We start from the raw sequence: 19,937 nt of genomic DNA, 5'->3' as shown, positions 1-19,937 counted from the left end.
CAACAATACTGAAATACGACGCAAATTACAAATGACTTATACCAAAGTAGCAGCACATTATTTAATCAATTTAACTATTCTTCAAAACGTCGCAGAGATATGACTGCAACATTCACAGATAGCAAAAATAATTCTCTGGACCCGGCAGCATGATTTGTTATGGTATGCTCTGTTGTACGAATTTTTTCGACTTAAATTACGCGATAATCCGGTGCATATGACCAAACAAACTAAACAGGAAGCGCTGATCCAGGCATTCAAGGCGCTGCTGAAAGAAGAACGATTCGGCTCACAAAGTGATATCGTGGACGCGCTAAAGTCCGAAGGCTTTGACAACGTCAGCCAGTCGAAAGTCTCCCGCATGCTCAGTAAGTTTGGCGCGGTCCGCACCCGTAACGCCCGACAAGAGATGGTGTATTGTCTGCCGCCGGAACTGGGTGTCCCGACGACAAAAAGCCCGCTGCGTCAGCTGGTACTGGATATTGAACACAATGACGTGATGATTATTATCCGCACCAGCCCAGGTGCCGCACAATTAATTGCCCGCCTGCTGGATTCAGTCGGTAAAGCAGAGGGTGTTCTCGGCACTATTGCCGGGGATGACACCATTTTTATTGCGCCTACCAGCGTGAAAAATATTAATTTCACCCTGAAGAAAGTCACTGAATTATTCGAAAAAGTTTAAGTAATTCACGCTAGATCGCCGCACAATCCTCCAGAAAACTGACAGATGGCGCAAAAAAAGCTGCACCACTGTCGGCCTGCACATAGTCCAGCAACAAATCATAATTCTGACCCGCCGAATCCCCAAGCCGGCGACTGAGCCATGCCAGATAGGCCGACGGATCTGCCGAACACGCCAGAATCACTAACCCCTGTGATTTCAACTGACCATACGGCATGTTCTGAAATACTAAAGGGTAATATTGCCCGAAAGCATCCACTACAGCAGCCTTCACTGCATGGCTATGTTCATGCAGTTGAGCGGTCGGTAACTGCTGACCATCCAGCTTTCGCTGCCCGATAATCGCTTCCTGCTGAGATTGGGTCAGTTGTTGCCAGCGATTTAAATCCAGCCGGTAACGCTGATAAAACAGATAACTTCCCTGTGCGAGTTCCGGTTGTTGCGTTTCATTGATTAATGCTAATTCCCGTTTTTTTCGTCCGCGCGGTGGCAGAGGCTGGTCAATAAAACCGGTGAGATCACGACCGTCCATAAAACGGAAGCAATGAGTCTGCTCTACCAGCTCCAGGTGCGGCATCAACAACTGATAACATTGCTGAATCGCCAGATGCAGCACATCGTAGCGATCAGCACGGATCTTCAGCAATACATCATAAGGAATGGCAGGCATCGCCAGGTCATCAACGGAAAGTGGTGAAAACGGTTCAAATTCAGCCGGACGCACATGCGGGTACAACGAATGCCAATAGCCTGGCCCGATGGCCACAACCGCATTCAAATTGGCTTCCGAAAATTGTTCCGCCAGTTTGTGTATCAGCCCGGGGATGTCGCCGAGTACACGTCTCACAGCGCTTTCATGACCGTCTAATGCATTCATCAGCAATAGCAAACCGTGCAGATTCGGTTCTGCGCACACACCTACTTGTTCTCTTGCCATAATGCTGCAATCAGTACTGTAAAAATGCAGACATGCTAACGAAAAAATCCGGCTGCGCCAAATCTGCGACGTTCGTGTGAGATATATCTCACATTTAAGTGAGTCATTTCGCTATTTTTCGCAGAGATGAACTTCTAAATTTAGCGTATGCATTTGTTTTATATAAACTTTAATTATATTTGTTCGACAAACCAATGTAGTTCATCTCCACATCTTTGGCTTACATCGACAATGTGCGGACATTTCGCAGGCATAATGATTTTACAGTCAGTGACGACATTACAGCGACAGGCAGTCAAGCATCAAGGATGGTGTATCAGTCGGATTGTCAGGGACAGGCTCAGGATGAGCTGAGATTTCAGGAAGGAATCTCCAGGGACGAGGATGCCGGGAACGGCCGTGTTGACAGGAAGTCAGCCAAAGGAGTAGTTGCTCAGGACGAGCAGGTGTAGTTCAGGGACTGAATCACACCAAGAAGGACGCTACAGGACGTAGCTGCGGTATCAGGATGATACCAACAGGGACAGAGGACGCTACAAGATGTAGCAGCGGTATCAGGATGATACCAACAGGGACAGAGGACGCTACAGGATGTAGCAGCGGTATCAGGATGATACCAACAAGGACAGAGGACGCTACAGGATGTAGCTGCGGTATCAGGATGATACCAGTATGGATAGGAAAGCCAGGATTGGCTTGAAGTAGGACACTGCACTGGCAGCGTTTTATGAGCATGGATGTTAAAACCTTCACAGCGCGTGAATCTCCTTAGGGAGGCAGGGAAGACAACCCTTTGGGTTTGAAATGGAATTTGACAAAGCATTACGGTAGCCGCATCCCAAAAGGATGCGGCTTTCCTGTTTTTTGGAGACTTGCTCAGTTCAAAAGCATCGCACAATTTGCCATGAGCGCCGCAGACAACGACTGAGTTCCAATCAAGCGAGGTTGTATACACCGAGAATACCCCCTACTGCAGCACGTTTTGAAAATGCGCCGCACCACCTATTGCATAGCAGCACCAGCACCAGCACCAGCACCAGCACCAGCACATCATGACAATTCACAGCGCACAGGTGAGGTCAAACAGATGAAATATTCTAAATCGTCACCTTGCCTACTTTTCAGACGAAAACGTTACTGATAGATTAGTTTTCGTCCGCACATAATAAAAAACCCCACAGGCAAGTACCGGTGGGGTCGTCTTAGAAGACAAAGGACAAGGATAGACGATTTGGTGGTAAGGGTTCAGTTTCCCGCTTCGGCAGTCACAACAGGCACTGCCGGGCGGGACACTCGCTCCTGAGAAGCCCCACCGGCTCTCCTCAGGCTGCTTACTTTAGGGTCGACACAAATTCCGGATAGGCTTCAATCCCACACTCAGAACGGTCCACACCCTCATATTCTTCCTGTTCGCTGACGCGGATGCCCATAGTGGCTTTAAGCACACCCCAGACAATCAGACTGCAAACAAAAATCCAGACAAAAATCGTTGCGGCACCGATGAACTGACCCAGGAAAGACGCGCTGTCTTTAGTCAGTGGCACAATCATCAGACCAAAGAAACCGACCACACCGTGCACAGAGATCGCACCAACCGGGTCATCAATTTTGATTTTGTCGAAACCGATTATGGCGGCGACGACCAGCACACCCGCTACAGCACCAAAAATCGTGGCTTGCAGTGGCGTTGGTGTTGAAGGTTCTGCCGTGATAGCGACCAAGCCTGCCAGTGCACCGTTAAGTACCATTGTTAAGTCCGCTTTACGGAATAGCGCCATTGATACCGCCAGAGCAGATAAAGCACCACCAACAGCTGCTGCGTTTGTGTTGACAAACACCATGGCGACGCCGTGTGCATTGCCAATATCTGCCAGTTTCAACATAGAGCCGCCGTTAAAGCCAAACCAGCCCATCCACAGAATCAAGGTACCCAGCGTCGCCAGCGGCATATTTGAACCTGGGAAGGCGTGCGCTTTACCATCTTTGGTATATTTACCTTTGCGGGCCCCCAGCAGCAACACACCCGCTAAGGCAGCGGCGCCGCCAGCCAGATGCACAATGCCTGAGCCGGCAAAATCCGAGAAACCAAAATCAGCCAGTGTGTAAAGACCAAATACCGGTTGACCGCCCCAGGTCCATGAGCCCTCCATTGGATAGAGGAAACCACACATCACCACTGCAAAGGCAAAGAAAGCCCACAGTTTCATTCGTTCAGCGACAGCACCAGACACAATCGACATCGCCGTGGCCACAAACACCACCTGGAAGAAGAAATCCGCTGCTTTTGAGTAAGCCGCTTTACCAGTAAAGCCATTTTCACGGCTGGCAATGCTGGCCAGTGTTTCATCGACGTTTAATGCTTCAATGCCAGATAAGAAGAAACCGCCGCCGTACATGAATTGGTAACCGCAAATCAAGTACATCAAACAGGCGATGGCATATAACACAAAGTTTTTCGTCAGAATTTCAGTGGTGTTTTTCGCCCGGACCAAACCCGACTCTAACATGGCGAAGCCTGCCGCCATCCACATGACTAAGGCGCCGCACACCAGGAAATAAAAGGTGTCCATGGCAAACTGTAAATGATAAATCTGTTCTTGCATGATGGACTCCTGCTAGATCGCTTCTGCGTCAGTTTCACCGGTCCGGATCCGGACCACTTGCTCAAGGTCATAAACGAAAATTTTGCCGTCACCGATCCGACCGGTGTGGGCAGCCTGCTGGATCGCCTGTAACAGACGGTCGACATTTTCATCCAGCGTCGCAATTTCCAGTTTCACTTTGGGCAGGAAATCCACCTGATATTCAGCGCCACGATACAGCTCGGTGTGGCCTTTTTGCCGCCCAAACCCTTTGACTTCCGTCACGGTCAGGCCTTCTATTCCAATGTCCGCAATCGCTTCACGAACATCGTCAAGCTTAAATGGCTTGATGATGGCAGTTACGAGTTTCATAGTTTTTATCCTCATTGATCCCCCGGCCGGCGCAAATCGGCCAGGGCAACTTGTTGCTGTTGCCAATTGGATAAGAAAGTCGTGTGCCAAGTTTTTTATTTGTTTAAATACAAACAGTTATGCTAAAACCATAAAAGCTGGACAAAAAAAACGCACCATTTTGGTGCGCATCTTCCCGCTGTCGGTGCAGTTGAAAATGCACCAGAAAGTGTCTGGACTAGCCGTTCAAGCAGGCAGGAACTGTTGCCAAGCCTGCAATAGGCGAATCAAATCTTCCAAACCACATTCACAGTGTAATGCCGCATCATCGGTGCTGAGCTCCGTTTCGAGAAACTGATCATCGGCATAGTGCTGACCGCAGCTATGATGAAAGACCCGCACTTCCATGCGCTCGACCTGCAGCGAATATTCACGGCCAGCAAACTGATATTCATCATACAAACCCAGCGTCTGCAGTTTATCCAGTAACGGCTGATAACTGCTGGCCCGCAGCTCAAACTCCTCCAGCAAAAAACACTGCAGCGCATGTTGCTCCGGCGCCAGTTTTAATAAATACCGCCGGCTATCCGGCAGATAAATAAAATCGTGCTCCATCCCTACTCCCCCCATGGCTTGCCACTGAAAAAACAAAAGCCCGCAGCTGCGGGCTTTTGTGGCCTGACTGATTGATTACACAGCTTGCTGGATAATCACGTTCGAGGCTTTGCTGGTGTACTGGCTCATCTGATGGAAGTTCAGGTAGCGGTAAGTGTCCGCAGCCGTTGTTTCGATCTGTTTCGCATACTCCAGATACTCAGCAACTGACGGCAGGCGGCCAATGATAGACGCCACGCCGGCCAGTTCAGCAGAGGCCAGGTAAACATTGGCGCCCTGACCTAAGCGGTTCGGGAAGTTGCGGGTTGAAGTCGACACCACTGTGGTGTTGTCGCCAACCCGGGCCTGGTTACCCATACAAAGTGAACAACCCGGGATCTCGATACGCGCACCAACACGGCCGTAGATACCGTAGTAACCTTCTTCGGTCAGCTGGTCTTTATCCATTTTAGTCGGTGGTGCAATCCACAGACGAGTTGGGATCTGGCCTTTGAACTTGTCGAGCAGTTTACCGGCAGCACGGAAGTGACCGATGTTAGTCATACAAGAACCGATAAAGACTTCGTCAATCTTCTCACCGGCAACTGCTGACAACAGACGGGCGTCGTCCGGGTCATTTGGCGCACACAGGATTGGTTCTTTCACATCCGCCAGATCAATTTCAATGACAGCTGCATATTCAGCATCCGCATCCGCGCGTTCCAGTTTCGGATTGGCCAACCAGGCTTCCATCGCGTTGATCCGGCGCTCGATAGTGCGGACATCGCCGTACCCTTCGCTAATCATCCACTTCAGCATCACGATGTTCGATTGCAGGTACTCACGCACTGAATCTTCCGACAACGTGATAGTACAACCAGCCGCTGAACGCTCAGCAGAAGCGTCAGACAGTTCAAACGCCTGTTCCGCAGTTAAATGCTCCAGACCTTCGATTTCCAGCACGCGGCCTGAGAAAATGTTGACCTTGCCTTTTTTCTCCACCGTCAGCAGGCCTTGCTGAATGGCGTAGTAAGGGATGGCATGGACCAAATCACGTAAGGTGATACCTGGCTGCATTTCGCCTTTAAAGCGCACTAACACAGACTCCGGCATATCCAGCGGCATTACGCCGGTAGCAGCCGCGAATGCCACCAGGCCAGAACCGGCCGGGAACGAAATACCCAGTGGGAAACGGGTGTGTGAGTCACCACCAGTGCCGACTGTGTCTGGTAACAACATGCGGTTTAACCAGCTGTGGATCACGCCGTCACCCGGACGCAGTGAAATACCGCCGCGGTTCATGATGAAATCCGGCAGCGTGTGGTGAGTATTCACGTCTACTGGTTTCGGATACGCCGCCGTGTGACAGAAAGACTGCATCACTAAATCGGCCGAGAAACCTAAACAGGCTAAGTCTTTTAACTCATCGCGTGTCATAGGACCTGTGGTGTCTTGTGAACCAACAGTCGTCATTTTTGGCTCACAGTATTGGCCAGGGCGGATCCCTTTGACGCCACAAGCTTTACCGACCAATTTTTGCGCCAGCGTGAAGCCTTTATTAGTGACTGCAGTCACAGCCGGACGCTCAAATACTGTTGAATGCGGCAGACCCAGCGCTTCACGCGCTTTGTCAGTCAGACCACGGCCGATGATCAGTGGAATACGGCCACCAGCGCGCACTTCGTCTAACAGCACGTTAGAACGCAGCTCAAAAGTAGAAATCACTTCATCAGTGCCGTGACGTTTCACGACGCCCTGATGTGGGAAAATATCAATGACATCGCCCATCGCCATGCTGTTGACATCCAGCTCGATTGGCAGCGAACCTGAATCTTCCATGGTGTTGAAGAAAATTGGTGCGATTTTGCCACCTAAACAAACACCGCCAGTGCGTTTGTTTGGTACAAACGGCATGTCGTCGCCCATAAACCACAGCACAGAGTTAGTCGCAGATTTACGGCTTGAGCCAGTACCGACCACGTCACCGACGTACGCCAGTGGGAAACCTTTGGCAATCAGCGCTTCGATTTGTTTGACCGGGCCTTTTGAGCCTGGAACGTCCGGCACAATGCCATCACGTTCGTTTTTCAGCATGGCTAAAGCGTGCAGCGGAATATCCGGACGTGACCAGGCATCAGGTGCCGGCGACAGGTCGTCGGTGTTGGTTTCGCCAGTGACTTTAAACACAGTCACAGTGATTTTTTCCGGGATAGCAGGTTTACTTAAGAACCACTCGGCATCGGCCCAGCTTTGCAGCACGTTTTTCGCGTGTTGATTGCCTTTGTCAGCTTTTTCTTTCACATCGTGGAATGAATCAAACATCAGCAGCGTGTGCGACAGGCCTTTCGCGGCGAGAGCGCCTAACTTGTCGCTGTCCAGCAGGTCAATCATTGGCTGAATGTTGTAACCGCCGAACATAGTACCTAACAGTTCTGTGGCACGTTCTGGCGTCACTAACGGGCTGGTGACTTCGCCTTTGGCGACTGCAGTTAAGAAACCGGCTTTGACATAAGCCGCTTCATCAACACCCGGTGGAATGCGGTTTTCGAGTAAGTCGACGAGGAATGCTTCTTCGCCGGCTGGAGGATTCTTTAATAATTGAACTAAATCAGCCACTTGTTGCGCAGTCAGCGGCTTTGGAGGAATGCCTTGGGTCGCACGTTCAGCGACGTGTTCACGGTATTGTTGCAGCACAGTAATGTCCTCAGGTTGGTCCGCTGAACACTTGCCATTCAGCGGGTTGGCAGCAAATCAAACGGCTGGATTATAAGAAAATTTGGCCGGAATTGACACCGTAGTATAAGCAGCATGGCTTATAGTCGCTATAAGTTTGCTGAATGGTGTTTGTTTAAAACAATAACGCAGCTTAATTCTCTGTGTCCAGCTGCAGCGTCAAACCGTTATCACCGCAAAAGCATAAAAAATGGCCGCAACAGGCGGCCATTTTTTTAAGCGGTGTTAACCGGCTTTATTACCAGATCTTAACGCGGTTTTCCGGTGCGATGTACATCTTGTCGCCTGGTTTGACGTTAAATGCGTCATAGAACTCAGGAATGTTCGACACGATACCAATGACGCGGTATTCGCTTGGTGAATGCGGATCTGTGGTCAGCATATTGCGTAAGTACTCTTCACGGCCTTTGCGACGCCACACTTGTGACCAGCTCAGGAAGAAACGTTGTTCACCGGTGAAGCCGTCCATCACTGGGGCATCGACACCGCCTAACGACAGTTTATAAGCTTTCAGAGCTACGGTCAGACCACCGAGGTCGCCAATGTTTTCACCTAACGTCAGCTCGCCGTTGACGTGCATGCCTTCCAGTGGGGAGTACTGGTTGTACTGCGCCACTAACTGCTTGCCGCGTTTTTCGAACTCGGCTTTATCGGCGTCGGTCCACCAGTTGCGCAGGTTACCGTCACCGTCAAACTTCGCGCCCTGGTCGTCAAAACCATGGCCTAATTCGTGGCCGATCACAGCGCCGATACCACCGTAGTTCACCGCATCATCCGCTTCCAGGTTAAAGAACGGTGGTTGCAGAATCGCAGCCGGGAACACGATTTCGTTGTTCACCGGGTTGTAGTAGGCGTTGACAGTTTGTGGTGTCATAAACCATTCAGAACGGTCAACCGGCTTGCCCAGTTTCTCGGTCATCTTGGTGTAAGCGAACTGCGCAGCTGCTTTGTAGTTGCCGACCAGGTCGTCACCTTTGATGCTCAGGCTGCTGTAGTCTTTCCATTTATCCGGATAACCGATTTTTGGTGTGAACTTGTTCAGCTTTTCATGCGCGGCTTTTTTGGTTTCCGGCGTCATCCATTCCAGTGTGTCAATGCTCTGGTGATAGGCTTTGATCAGATTGTCGACCAGCACTGTCATGCGTTCTTTGGCTTCTGGTTTGAAATGTTGCTCAACGTACAGTTTGCCAACGATTTCACCCAACACTTCGTCAGACGCGTTGACGGCTTTTTTCCAGCGTGGTTGTTGCTCTTTGGTACCTGACAACACAGTGCCGTAGAAAGCGAACTGGCGGTCAACAAAGGCTTTGCTCAGTTTGCCTGAATACTCAGAGACAAAACGGATGCTCAGGTAGTCTTTCCAGGTTTGCAAGTCAGTGTCTTTGTAGATAGCACCAAAGGCTTCAAAATAACTTGGCTGTTCAACGATGATGTCAGCCACGCCATCCAGTTTCACCACTTTGGCATATTCTTCCCACGGGAAAGCGCCCAGTTTGGCGGTTAAATCTGCTTTGCTGAACTTGTTGTAAGTTTTGTCGGCGTCGCGGTTTTCCACACGGCTCCAGTGCTTCTCAGCAATCTTCAGCTCCAGCGCGTAAATGCGCTCGGCCGCTTTGGCAGGCTCTGCCACACCAGCTAAGGTCAGCATATCCACCAGATATTTCTGATATTCAGCACGGATTGTTTCGAACTTCGCGTCTTTATTGAAGTAATAATCTTTGTCCGGTAAACCCAGGCCGCTCTGGCCCAGATACACCGCGTTTTGGGTAGAAGCTTTGGCATCGTTGTTGACATACCAGCCAAATGGCAGGCTGGTGCCGGTCAGCTGCATTTCACCCATGACGCGGGCCAGTTCAGTGTGATCTTTAATCGCCGCGATTTTGTCTAAATCGGCTTTGATTGGTGTGACACCTTTGGCTTCGATGCCGGCTTCATCCATATAGCTATTGTAGAAATCACCCAGCTTCTGCTCGTCAGTGCCGGCAACTTTGTCTTTTTTCGCTGCTGCAGACTCGATGATAGTGCGCATCGCAACCTGAGAATCGTCATACAGTTTGGTGAAAGAGCCGTAGTTCGATTTATCTGCCGGGATTTCGGTGTTCTTCAGCCAGGTCCCATTGACGCTGTAGAAGAAGTTTTCGTTATGTTTGACCGCAGGGTCAAAGTTTTCCTGTTCCACACCTGACACCAGGGTTTTAGCCGGTGCTGCGGCTACTGGTGCGGTTTCAGCGGCCGTTTGTGCCGGAGCTTGGGCGGCTTTTTCACAGCCGGTCAGACCAAGCGCCAGTGCAACACTAAGCGCCAGTACAGAGATATTTTTCATCGGGATAATTCCTGGTTGATTTTTATAAGACCCTGAGTCTTGGGCGTGCTGATCTCGTTGCGGATCCGGCTGCAGCCTGCTGCAGATGCGCCTGAACTCTGTTGCCATGGTAACGCGGCGCACGGCAGGCGACAATGCCGAAGGCCAGCAAGTTGTAACGAAATGCAACAAGGAACACCCGAATCTGTAAAATATCTTTACAGTGCAACAACCTGCTGCAAGTGTTCCAAACGATTAATTCAGCACCGGCTGGCCAGCTAACTGCTGGTAATGGCGTTGCAGGTTAACAATACGCGGTAAGGCCTGTGCAGTGGCATAAGGTTTAAACAACAGCAGAATTTTTAATACCCCCTGATAAGCCTGCGCCTGATCAATGGCGGCGTGCGGTGCCTGCGTTTTCAGATAACTAATCCAGAAAGTCACCACCAGTTTGATGGTGTGGGCGAAGTTGGCGATATCGCTATCATCAATCTCAATCACCTCGGCGGCTTTTAACGCCTGCAGCACCGACACCACTTTACTTTGCACGCCTTTTTGCACCAGCAAATAGTCCTGCTGCAACAGCGGGTCACGGCTTAAAATATCCGGCAGATTGGCGTAGAAAAAGTGAAAGCGCCACATCAGTTCAAACACAATATCCAGGTACTGCGCCAGTGCATCCAGCGCTTCGGAATGCCGGCTTGGCGGCTGCAGGCGGTTTTCCAGCAATTTGGCGTATTCTTTGAAAATTTGCCGGACAATGTCCTCTTTATTGCGGAAATGGTAATACAGATTACCCGGACTGATGCCGAGGTGCGCCGCAATATGATTGGTGGTGATTTGACGCTCGCCTTGCTGGTTAAACAACTCGATGCTGGCTTGTAATATTTTATCTTTAGTGCGCAACTTCTTGTCCATGACCGGCACGGGCTTATAGTGAAAGGAATTATTTTGGTATAGTAACGTCAAATCGAAAAAAATTACCAGCCCCGCCTGCCCGACCGCATGCGTTTGCATCAGAGCTAAAACGACCATAGGTTAGTCTATGAAAACCAAAGCGATTTATCCCGGTACTTTTGACCCACTGACCAATGGCCACACCGATCTGGTGATCCGCGCTGCCCGCTTATTTGATGAAGTGATTCTGGCGGTCGCCGCCAATCCCAGCAAACAGCCGATGTTCAGCCTGGAAGAACGGGTGGATTTGGCCCGGCAGGTGTTCGCCGGTTTACCCAATGTCCAGGTGGTTGGCTTTGCCGGTTTGTTGGCAGATTTTGCCCGCGTCCATCAGGCGCAAGTGCTGATCCGCGGCGTACGTGCGGTAGCCGATTTTGAATATGAATTTCAACTGGCCAGTATGAACCGCCAGTTGAACCCCGATCTCGACAGCCTGTTTATGACCCCGTCAGAAAAAAATATGTTTATCTCTTCAACCTTAGTCAAAGAAGTGGCCCGCCATGGTGGCGACGTCGCGCCTTTTGTCGCCCCCCAGGTGCTGGATGCGTTAAAACGGAAGTTAGGCCGATGAAATTAAAGTGGTTCTCTGTCTGTGCCGCCTTGTGCACATTCTCGTCAGTTGCAACGCCGTGGATCGATACACAGGACAATTATCTGCGCCAGTCGTTGCAAAGCCTGGCACAGGCCGGTTTATTGACCGGCCCGGTCAATACCTATCCAATTATGTGGAAAAATATCGCGATTGATTTAAACCGCATCGATAGTGCGAAGTTAAGCCCGCAATTGCAGTTTGCTGTGGCGCACCTTCGCACTGCGCTCAACGCCAACCGCGGTGAACGCCAGTCTGGGCTCAAACTCAAAGCGAACAGTGCAACGGCCAATCACCAGCACTTTGGCGAAAGCTATTTTGAAGATGCCGCCCTGAGCCTGTATCAGGAAGTACAAACTGATTCTGTCGCAGGCCGGCTGCAGGTCAATCGGCGTGTGCTGGATGACAACAGCACTGAGCAGGACAACACACTGGATGGCAGTTATCTGGCACTAATCCGCGGCAACTGGGTGCTGCAGCTGGACCAGACGTCCGTCTGGTGGGGACCGGGTCAACAAAGCAGTTTATTACTGAGCAATAACGCGCGTCCACTGCCCGGCATCCGGCTGACCCGCCATGGCTGGCAGCCGGATGAGCGCAGCTGGCTACGCTGGCTTGGGCCCTGGTCGGCGACCACTTTCCTCGGTTACGGCCAACATAACAGTGTTGTGCCACAAACCCGTTATTGGGGCGGAAGGTTGACGCTGCGTCCGGTGCCAGCACTGGAATTAGGCGCCAGCCGGGTGATCCAGTGGGGTGGCGAAGGTCGCAGCAATGGCTTCAGCACACTGTGGGACCTGGTGAGTTACGACCAACGCGACGAAATTCCGGCTGACCAGCGTGCTGCGGTCGATGCCGCCTGGCATCTGCAACTGGCCGGTTTTCCACTGACGCTTTATACCGAACTGGCGGATGACGACAACAAAAGCGGGACACCGGATGAGCTGTTGCAACTCTGGGGCGTGCGCAGCTATTTTGGCGAAGCGACCGGTATTCATACCCTGAACCTTGAGTATTCAGACACTTACATTACATGCGCCGAGCAGTTAGACGCCGGTAACTGCGCTTATCAGGGCAGTTTGTATCCGGAAGGCTATCGCCGTTATGGCCGTATTATCGGTAGCGGTTATGGCGCAGATGCGCAGGTACTGAGCAGCGCCTGGCACTATCAGACTTTAGGTGGCATCAGCTGGTCAGCCCAACTGACGCTGGCCCGTTATCATCAGGCGGCCATCTCAGATTCCAGTTGGCAACTGAAACTGGAACATCGCCGCGGTCTGTTTGACGGTTTACTCAGTCTGCAATTACGCTATTTACAACAGTCACCACTGCGGCCGGAACTGGACCATCAAGTCAGTGCGGCCGGTACCTGGGAATACCGGTTCTAAGCGATTTCTCACCGCGCAGCGTGAGACAACGGAGCGTGGATCTTGGTGAAAAATTGCTTAGCTTGGGTCGCGATTGGTTATCTGCTGGCAATGCCTGCTGCGGCGGTCTTTGCCACAGAGACTGCTGTGATCAGCCAAATCCGCGTCCCCAAACCCCGTTCTGAACATGATGTCTCCCAGCAATATTATGTGGAGCTGCTGCGCAAAGCTTTGCAAAAAGCCGCAGCCGGCCGGCCTTTGCCCGACATTCTGCCGGTGGCCGAAATGGAACAGGGCCGCGCTGTGCGTGAACTGCAAAAAGGCCAGATCATCGATTTATTTTGGATGGGGACGGACCGCGACAAAGAACAACAACTGCGCGCCATCCGTATCCCACTCGAACGCGGTCTGATGGGCTTCCGGATGCTGACGATTCGGCGGGATCAAACAGATAAATTCAATAAAATTAGTATCCTGCAGCAACTACACAAACTCACCGCCTGCCAGGGACTGAGCTGGCCGGATACTAAAATCCTGCAAAACGCCGGCTTAAAGGTGCAGACATCCCCGGTCTATGAAAATCTGTTTAAGCAAGTGAACGCTGGACGCTGTGATTATTTCCCGCGCGGTTTACATGAAGGTCAGACCGAACTGCGCGAGCGCGCTGCGTTGTATCCTGATTTGGTGCGTCATCCCAACCTGATGCTGCACTACCCTTTTGCCATCTATTTTTTTACCGGCAAACAAAATGCAGCGCTGGCGCAGTGGATTGAGCAGGGTTTAGAAATGATGATTGCCGACGGCGAGTTGCTGGCGCATATGCAGCAACATCCGCTGACTGCACATGTGTTTCCGCTTAGTCAATTCAGCATGCCGCATTGGCTGGAACTCAAGAATCCGGGCCTGAGCCCGGATACTGACTTCCTTAACCGGCGATATTGGTTTGTGCCGGCCGACTTCAGTGCATCACAGCTTGATAAAAATTTGCCGGCGGTACAGCCACAGCGACAACGCCCAGAACAACACGACGTGCAGCAGCGCAAACACTAAGGAAGCCGCCTGCAGCGGCAGCAGCGACGACAATGCCGTATAAAGCAAGCCGGCGACTGACTGAGTGCCGTCTGCAGTGCTCCAGCTCAGCCATCGGCCAGTTGCCACCGAAAACATCCAGCTCAGCATATAAATAAACAGCGGATTGGTGCCGTAGATCCTAAGCGGCTCGGTCAGTTTGGTTGCCTTGCGGATATCCACCAGATATACCAGCGCAGCCAGCAGCCACAGCAATAAACCACTACTTAAGGCGACATAAGTGCCGGACCACAAAGCTTTATTCACCGGCCACAGCCAATGTCCGGCCAAAGCCAGCAGCACTAAAACAGCACCAAAAGCCGCTAAATCCCGCACCGCCTGCAGCGGCGCTTTGCCTTTAAGACCGGTCGCGACTAAATAACCAAGCAACACGTTGACGGTGGCCGGCAAAGTGCTGAGTAATCCTTCCGGATCAAACGCCACCCCAAAGCCCTGATAAACATGGGCAGTGCCGAAGACTGCCAGATCCAGCGTGCGAACAATATTTTGTTCCAGCGAAAACGGCGCCGGCGATAATTGCAGCAAAGCGAAATAACCGCCGAGTAGCAACAACACTGCCGCCCAAAGCCCACGTTTGGGCAGACTCAGCACCAACAATGCCGCCAGCGCGTAACAGAGCGCGATGCGCTGCAACACTCCAGGGATCCGTAAAGTTGCCAGATCCGGATGGCTGAGAAAATTCAGCAACAAACCGCAGCCAAACATCAGCAACGCGCGTTTGGCAATTTTCGCCACCACTGCGGAACTGAGCCGGCTGTCTTTCAGCGAAAACGCCATGGCGGCGCCGACAACAAATAAAAAGCCGGGAAACACGATGTCGGCAAAGGTAAAACCATCCCAGCTGGCATGCAGCAACGGGCTATACACATGCGACCAGCTGCCCGGTGTATTGACCAGAATCATCAGCGCGATGGCCAGGCCACGCAGCACGTCCAGTGCATAAAAACGTGCGGAATTTTGCATTGTTATGGTGCTCCGAAAGACAACAGGGCTGACAAAGTCAGCCCTGTTTCACTTTTTAAAAAATGGCTTACCACTGGCGTTTTTTATAGCCGCTGAAAGCGTAATAAAGGATAAAGGCGTAACACGGGATCATCATCCAGTAAGCACCTTGCGCATCACCGGACGCGGTCGACAGATAGCCATACACCTTAGGTAACACAGCACCGCCGGCGATGCCCATAATCAATAAAGCTGAAGCGGTGGCGGTAAATTTGCCCAACCCTTCCAGCGCCAGTGGCCACACCGCAGGCCAGACTAAGGCATTGGCAAAACCCAGCATCGCCAGGAACAACACAGTATCAGGCACAGTCGGAATGCCGGCCCAGCCAAATAACAACGCCGATAACTGATGGCTTTCGGCCGAACCAAACATCACACCCAAGGTGAACAGGATGCCAAACACGGCAGAGCCTTGCAGTGCACGCGGTTGCGACAGGTATTTCGGAATACAGCTGACACCAACCAGATAACCCAGCACCATAAACACCATGGTATAAGAAGTCAGCGCGCCCCAATGCGACACATTCAGATGCTGGCCATAAAGACCAATAGTATCACCGGCAATGACTTCAACGCCGACGTAAAAAAACAACGCAGCGACACCCAGCATCAGCTGCGGGAATTGCAGCACTGAAGTGCGGTGTTCCGGCGCCACACCTTGCTCTGCCGGCTGTTCCAGCTCAGGCTCCGGCAGTGGCGAAAACTTCACAAAAGCCATTAACGCCAGCAGCGCCACTGTCATGTAGATGTATGGCGTGACCAGACGATTGGAAAGTTCAGCAATACGGCTGGCTTTTTCTTCTTCACTCAGTGCAGCCAGCACTTCCGGGGTGAACTGGTCCATACCGGTCAAAATCCAGGCGGTAAAAATCAGCGGCACCACAACACCGGCGCCTTTATTCACCAGGCCCATAATACTGATACGCATCGCCGCGGTTTCACGCGGGCCGATACAAACGATATAGGGATTGGACGCGGTTTGCAGAATTGTCAGGCCGGTGCCGAGTGTAAATAACGCGACCAGAAACAGGCTATACAAAGTGGTTTGTGCCGCCGGGATAAACAACACAGCGCCGGCCGCCATAATACCAAGCCCCGCCACCATGCCATTTTTATAGCCAATGCGGTTCAGTACCCAGGACATCGGCAATGCCATCACCACGTACGCGATATAAAAAGCGAAAGTGACCCACATCGCCTGCGATTCTGTCAGGTGACACACCAGCTTTAAAAACGGGATCAAAGACCCGTTCAGCCAGGTGACAAAACCAAACACAAAAAACAGCGTGCCGATGATCACCATCGGCAGTACGGTATTTTTGGGTGCCGGTCGTACCATTGCCATATCCATATTCACCTCTTCGTCTGTTGTTATTATTTGCGCTGACGTTGACGCCAGACTTGTTGCCCTGTGATTTTTCTGTTTGTTGTCGTTAAAACTATTTCAATGCCTGACCGGCGATATAACACTGTTGTACCACGCCTTGGGCGTCGAGTAGCACGAAATCTGCCCGGTAGCCGGCAGCGATACGACCTGCATGGTCCGCAATGCCCAAAAACTCAGCCGGATACAACGCAGCCATCCGCAATGCTTCGCCCTGCTCAACCCCTAACTCAGTCACGGCATACTGCACAGCACCAGCCATATCCAGCACTGAACCGGCCAGCGAGCCGGCATCGTTAGTCAGTTTGTTACCGTCGCGGGTGACTTTGCCGGTAAAAAATGGAAATTCAGTAGCGCTGGTGCCGACTGGTGACATCGCGTCGGTGACAATCAGCATTTTGCCACGCGGTTTGGCTGCAAGTGCCAGTTTGGCGGCGACCGGATGCACATGGTGGCCATCAAAAATAATACCGCACCAGCTGTTGCGATCGGCCAATGCCACGCCGACCATACCCGGTTCGCGGGAGGTCAATGGCGACATCGCATTATATAAGTGAGTAAAACCGGTCGCTCCGGCCGCGAGCGCAGCTTCAACCGTCGCGCCATCGGCGTTGGAATGGCCCAAACACACAATGACATTTAACGCCACTAACTGACGGATTTGCTCCGGTGAAACATTCTCCGGCGCGACAGTGACGAGCTTAATACCCAGATCTGTACGGCCGTACAGCGCCAGTTCTTCGGCAGATAAACCACGGATATGCTCAGTCGGATGCACACCACGTTTGGGCACCGACAAATGTGGGCCTTCAAAATGCACGCCGAGAATACCAGGTTCACCGGCAGCGATGGCGGCAGCGATAGCGTCGGCGCAGTGCTGCATAGTCTCAACTGAATCTGTGATCACAGTCGGTAACATCGCCGTGGTGCCAAAACCGGCATGCGCTTTGAGCATAGTGCGCAGGCTGTCGATGGTGGGTGCTGTATTAAATAAAGCACCGCCGCCGCCGTTGACCTGCACATCAATAAAACCTGGTGCCAGCGTCAGATCAGCACATTCAGCCGGTGCGCAGCTTTCAATCCGGCTGATCACGCCATCAAGCGCACTGACCCGCACAGATGAATGCCACTGCTCACCATCAAATAACCGCGCAACGGCCCACTGTTGTTGTTGCATTAAAACCGCTCCTTTATTCTTCACCCGTTGAGGCGCTGTCACGCCATACTACGTCAGGCTCAGAAAAAACGAAACCATTCGGATCTAAAAAATGGTTTCGTTTATTTTCGTTAAACTGTTTTTGTCACTTTATTCAGGCCCGGCGGTGCATCAGGATTGACGCCCCGACTACGCGCTACCGCTTCAACATCGAGGTAAAAACGCTGTAATAACAAGAGTGGCAGCACCCGTGGATGGCTGGCGAGCTGGCCGTGATGCAGATGCACCAGGCTGGCGCCCCGGCTTTGCACCTCGGCGATTTGCGCTTTGTGCGCCTGATAAGCTTCGTCCTGGATGGACACATCAATAATGGCGAACTGATCTTTGACCAAAGTCACAGGGCCATGCAGGAATTCAGCGCTGGAGAAAGCCTCAGCATGAATGCCACAAACTTCTTTGAGTTTCAGCGCGATTTCACGCGAAATGGCATAACCCGGGCCACGACCCAGCACCACGCAATGCTGAACACTGGTGACAGCTTCTGCAGTCAGCTGCGCTGGCAGCTGTTGCGCCTGCAGCAGCAATTCCGGTAATTGATTGACCGCCGCCTGTAAATCGGAATCCGCTGACCAGACTGCGACCAGCTGCAACAAAGCACTTAATGTCGCCAGATAACTTTTGGTCGCGGCAACTGCTTTTTCCGGGCCAACAAACAGCGGCACGACAAAATCAGCTTGTTCCGCCAGTGGCGATGTGGTGTCGTTGACCAGCGCCACCACTAAAGCACCGGCATTTTTCGCCATCGCCACCTGGGCCAGGATGTCCGGGCTGCGGCCGCTTTGCGAAATACAAATCACCAGCGCGTCGGTCAGCTGCAGTTGTTTGTTGTAAACGCTGGCAATTGAAGGCGCAGCCGGTGCCACCGGCAGACCAATGACACTTTCAATCAGGTATTTGCCAAACACGCCGGCGTGGTCTGACGAACCGCGGCCCACCATATAAACATATTTCGGCTGACGCTGACGGATCTGCGCCACAACGGCCGCGATCACGGCTGCATTGGTTTGCAACTGTTCGCGGATACGGACTGGGGCTTCTGCGGCTTCTTGCGCCATGATAGTGCTGGTCATGCGAATCTCACTTCATTGATTAGACACGGATAATACTGCGGCCTGGCGTTTTGCCTGCCGGGCACGGGCGAACCAGACGGCACCAAATTCCGGTGCGGCCTGCGCGGGCGCCAGCAAAGCTTGCACCGGCGCTGATAAATAAGGCTGAACTTTGTAAGCAAGGCCGCCAATTAACGACAACTGCTTCGGTTTAATACTTAAAAGCCGCAGCGCGATATTATCGATATGGCGGGCGCCGGCCTGAATAATCTCGGCAGCAACTGCATCGCCTTGCTCGGCGGCGGTAAAGACCAGCGGCGCATAACGGGCAAACACTGTCGGTGTGGCATGCATAAACTGACTGACAATTTCTAAAGTGCCGCTGACGCCGAGCGCTTCACAGAGTAACGACGTCATCAGCGTCGGTGCGCCAATCTGGTCTTTATCCAGCAATACATGATGCACCAGCTGATTGCCAAACCAGGCGCCGCTGCCATTGTCGCCATACGGAAAACCATGACCGCCGACATCCAGACACTGACCATCCACATCGGCGAGGCCACAGGAACCGGTGCCGATAATAATGACCGCACCGTCGGCGCCTTTGTGCGCACCAATGCAGGCAGTATGTAAATCTGTGGTCAGATGAAATTCGGCAAACGGATGCTGCCATTCAGAAAACAACTGGAAATACTGCGGCATGTTGACACCGGCAAGGCCAGCACCGGCGATCAGACGCGACATGTCATTAAAGGTCATGCCAGCAGCCTGCAGCGCTTGCTGAGTGGCGGTCAAAATAGAATCAGTGGCGACTTTCATGCCGCGCAGTGGATTGGCTGGCCCACCGAGCCCTTCGCCCAACAACCGGTCCGCGGCGTCAACGATCACGACCCGGCATTTGCTGCCACCGCCGTCTATGCCTAAATACAATGGGCTGTGCTGCCCTGCTTCGCTACTCATCAAGCACCCTCGTTGCACACCTTGCGGCTGTCAGTGCCCTGTTCCCAGCCCCATTTTCAGCGCTGTTGAAAAAACCGGCATTTTTATTTATGACAGCGTTGTCATTTTTTCAGTTCAGCATATAATAATTTTGACAAATA

16 protein-coding genes are annotated in these 19,937 nt (G+C 52.0%); 4 read left to right on the top strand and 12 right to left on the bottom strand.

Features of this window, described 5'->3' with window-relative positions; all coding sequences use genetic code 11:
* Positions 1-172 precede the first annotated feature (172 nt).
* Positions 173-685 carry a transcriptional regulator ArgR gene (gene argR / locus ABNT34_RS04315; RefSeq protein ID WP_348729133.1) on the top strand — a complete coding sequence of 171 codons (513 nt, stop codon included), beginning with the start codon at positions 173-175 and terminating at the stop codon, positions 683-685.
* Positions 686-695: 10 nt separating this feature from the next.
* Here argR and ABNT34_RS04310 read toward each other — a convergent pair whose 3' ends face one another.
* The 7 genes from ABNT34_RS04310 to ABNT34_RS04280 form a co-directional block, all read right to left on the bottom strand.
* Positions 696-1,622: a Dyp-type peroxidase gene (locus ABNT34_RS04310; protein ID WP_348729131.1), complete on the bottom strand. Its 927-nt coding sequence runs from the start codon at positions 1,620-1,622 to the stop codon at positions 696-698.
* 1,331 nt (positions 1,623-2,953) lie between these two features.
* On the bottom strand, positions 2,954-4,225 hold the full coding sequence (locus ABNT34_RS04305) for an ammonium transporter (RefSeq protein WP_348729129.1): 1,272 nt from the start codon (positions 4,223-4,225) through the stop codon (positions 2,954-2,956).
* A 12-nt stretch (positions 4,226-4,237) separates the two neighbouring features.
* On the bottom strand, positions 4,238-4,576 hold the full coding sequence (glnK, locus tag ABNT34_RS04300) for a P-II family nitrogen regulator (RefSeq protein WP_031566939.1): 339 nt from the start codon (positions 4,574-4,576) through the stop codon (positions 4,238-4,240).
* Between the two features lie 225 nt (positions 4,577-4,801).
* Positions 4,802-5,170: a YacL family protein gene (locus ABNT34_RS04295; protein WP_348729127.1), complete on the bottom strand. Its 369-nt coding sequence runs from the start codon at positions 5,168-5,170 to the stop codon at positions 4,802-4,804.
* A gap of 75 nt (positions 5,171-5,245) precedes the next feature.
* On the bottom strand, positions 5,246-7,843 hold the full coding sequence (gene acnB, locus ABNT34_RS04290; RefSeq protein WP_348729125.1) for a bifunctional aconitate hydratase 2/2-methylisocitrate dehydratase: 2,598 nt from the start codon (positions 7,841-7,843) through the stop codon (positions 5,246-5,248).
* Between the two features lie 277 nt (positions 7,844-8,120).
* Positions 8,121-10,205 carry a M13-type metalloendopeptidase gene (locus ABNT34_RS04285; protein ID WP_348729124.1) on the bottom strand — a complete coding sequence of 695 codons (2,085 nt, stop codon included), beginning with the start codon at positions 10,203-10,205 and terminating at the stop codon, positions 8,121-8,123.
* A 234-nt stretch (positions 10,206-10,439) separates the two neighbouring features.
* On the bottom strand, positions 10,440-11,102 hold the full coding sequence (locus tag ABNT34_RS04280) for a TetR/AcrR family transcriptional regulator (protein WP_348729122.1): 663 nt from the start codon (positions 11,100-11,102) through the stop codon (positions 10,440-10,442).
* A 127-nt stretch (positions 11,103-11,229) separates the two neighbouring features.
* On the opposite strand from ABNT34_RS04280, the gene coaD reads away from it, so the two are divergent.
* From coaD to ABNT34_RS04265, 3 genes are read left to right on the top strand one after another with little or no spacing between them, the layout of a single operon-like run.
* The gene (coaD, locus tag ABNT34_RS04275) at positions 11,230-11,712 is read left to right on the top strand and encodes a pantetheine-phosphate adenylyltransferase (protein ID WP_348729120.1); all 483 of its coding nucleotides are present in this window, start codon (positions 11,230-11,232) and stop codon (positions 11,710-11,712) included.
* Positions 11,709-13,118 carry a capsule assembly Wzi family protein gene (locus ABNT34_RS04270; protein ID WP_348729118.1) on the top strand — a complete coding sequence of 470 codons (1,410 nt, stop codon included), beginning with the start codon at positions 11,709-11,711 and terminating at the stop codon, positions 13,116-13,118. Before coaD ends, ABNT34_RS04270 begins: the two co-directional genes overlap by 4 nt.
* A gap of 45 nt (positions 13,119-13,163) precedes the next feature.
* Complete coding sequence (locus ABNT34_RS04265; RefSeq protein WP_348729116.1) at positions 13,164-14,147, top strand: hypothetical protein; 984 nt, start codon at positions 13,164-13,166, stop codon at positions 14,145-14,147.
* On the opposite strand, the gene ABNT34_RS04260 is transcribed toward ABNT34_RS04265, so the two are convergent.
* The 5 genes from ABNT34_RS04260 to ABNT34_RS04240 form a co-directional block, all read right to left on the bottom strand.
* Positions 14,064-15,149: a heparan-alpha-glucosaminide N-acetyltransferase domain-containing protein gene (locus ABNT34_RS04260; RefSeq protein ID WP_348729114.1), complete on the bottom strand. Its 1,086-nt coding sequence runs from the start codon at positions 15,147-15,149 to the stop codon at positions 14,064-14,066. The two genes, ABNT34_RS04265 and ABNT34_RS04260, sit on opposite strands and share 84 nt — an antisense overlap.
* 67 nt (positions 15,150-15,216) lie before the next feature.
* A complete protein-coding gene (locus tag ABNT34_RS04255; RefSeq protein WP_348729112.1) occupies positions 15,217-16,539 on the bottom strand; it encodes a sugar MFS transporter in 1,323 nt (440 codons plus the stop codon).
* A gap of 88 nt (positions 16,540-16,627) precedes the next feature.
* A complete protein-coding gene (nagA, locus tag ABNT34_RS04250) occupies positions 16,628-17,749 on the bottom strand; it encodes an N-acetylglucosamine-6-phosphate deacetylase (protein WP_348729110.1) in 1,122 nt (373 codons plus the stop codon).
* 110 nt (positions 17,750-17,859) lie between these two features.
* Positions 17,860-18,858 (bottom strand): SIS domain-containing protein, encoded by a 999-nt coding sequence (locus ABNT34_RS04245; protein WP_348729108.1) that lies wholly within the window; start codon positions 18,856-18,858, stop codon positions 17,860-17,862.
* A 12-nt stretch (positions 18,859-18,870) separates the two neighbouring features.
* Complete coding sequence (locus ABNT34_RS04240; protein WP_348729106.1) at positions 18,871-19,797, bottom strand: BadF/BadG/BcrA/BcrD ATPase family protein; 927 nt, start codon at positions 19,795-19,797, stop codon at positions 18,871-18,873.
* Positions 19,798-19,937: the final 140 nt, after the last annotated feature.

It is taken from the genome of Rheinheimera texasensis (genome assembly GCF_964031785.1).
In the GTDB taxonomy this organism is placed as follows: domain Bacteria; phylum Pseudomonadota; class Gammaproteobacteria; order Enterobacterales; family Alteromonadaceae; genus Pararheinheimera; species Pararheinheimera texasensis_A.
Note: the sequence above shows the minus strand (reverse complement) of the source record. Positions and strands in the feature narration are given on the sequence as shown.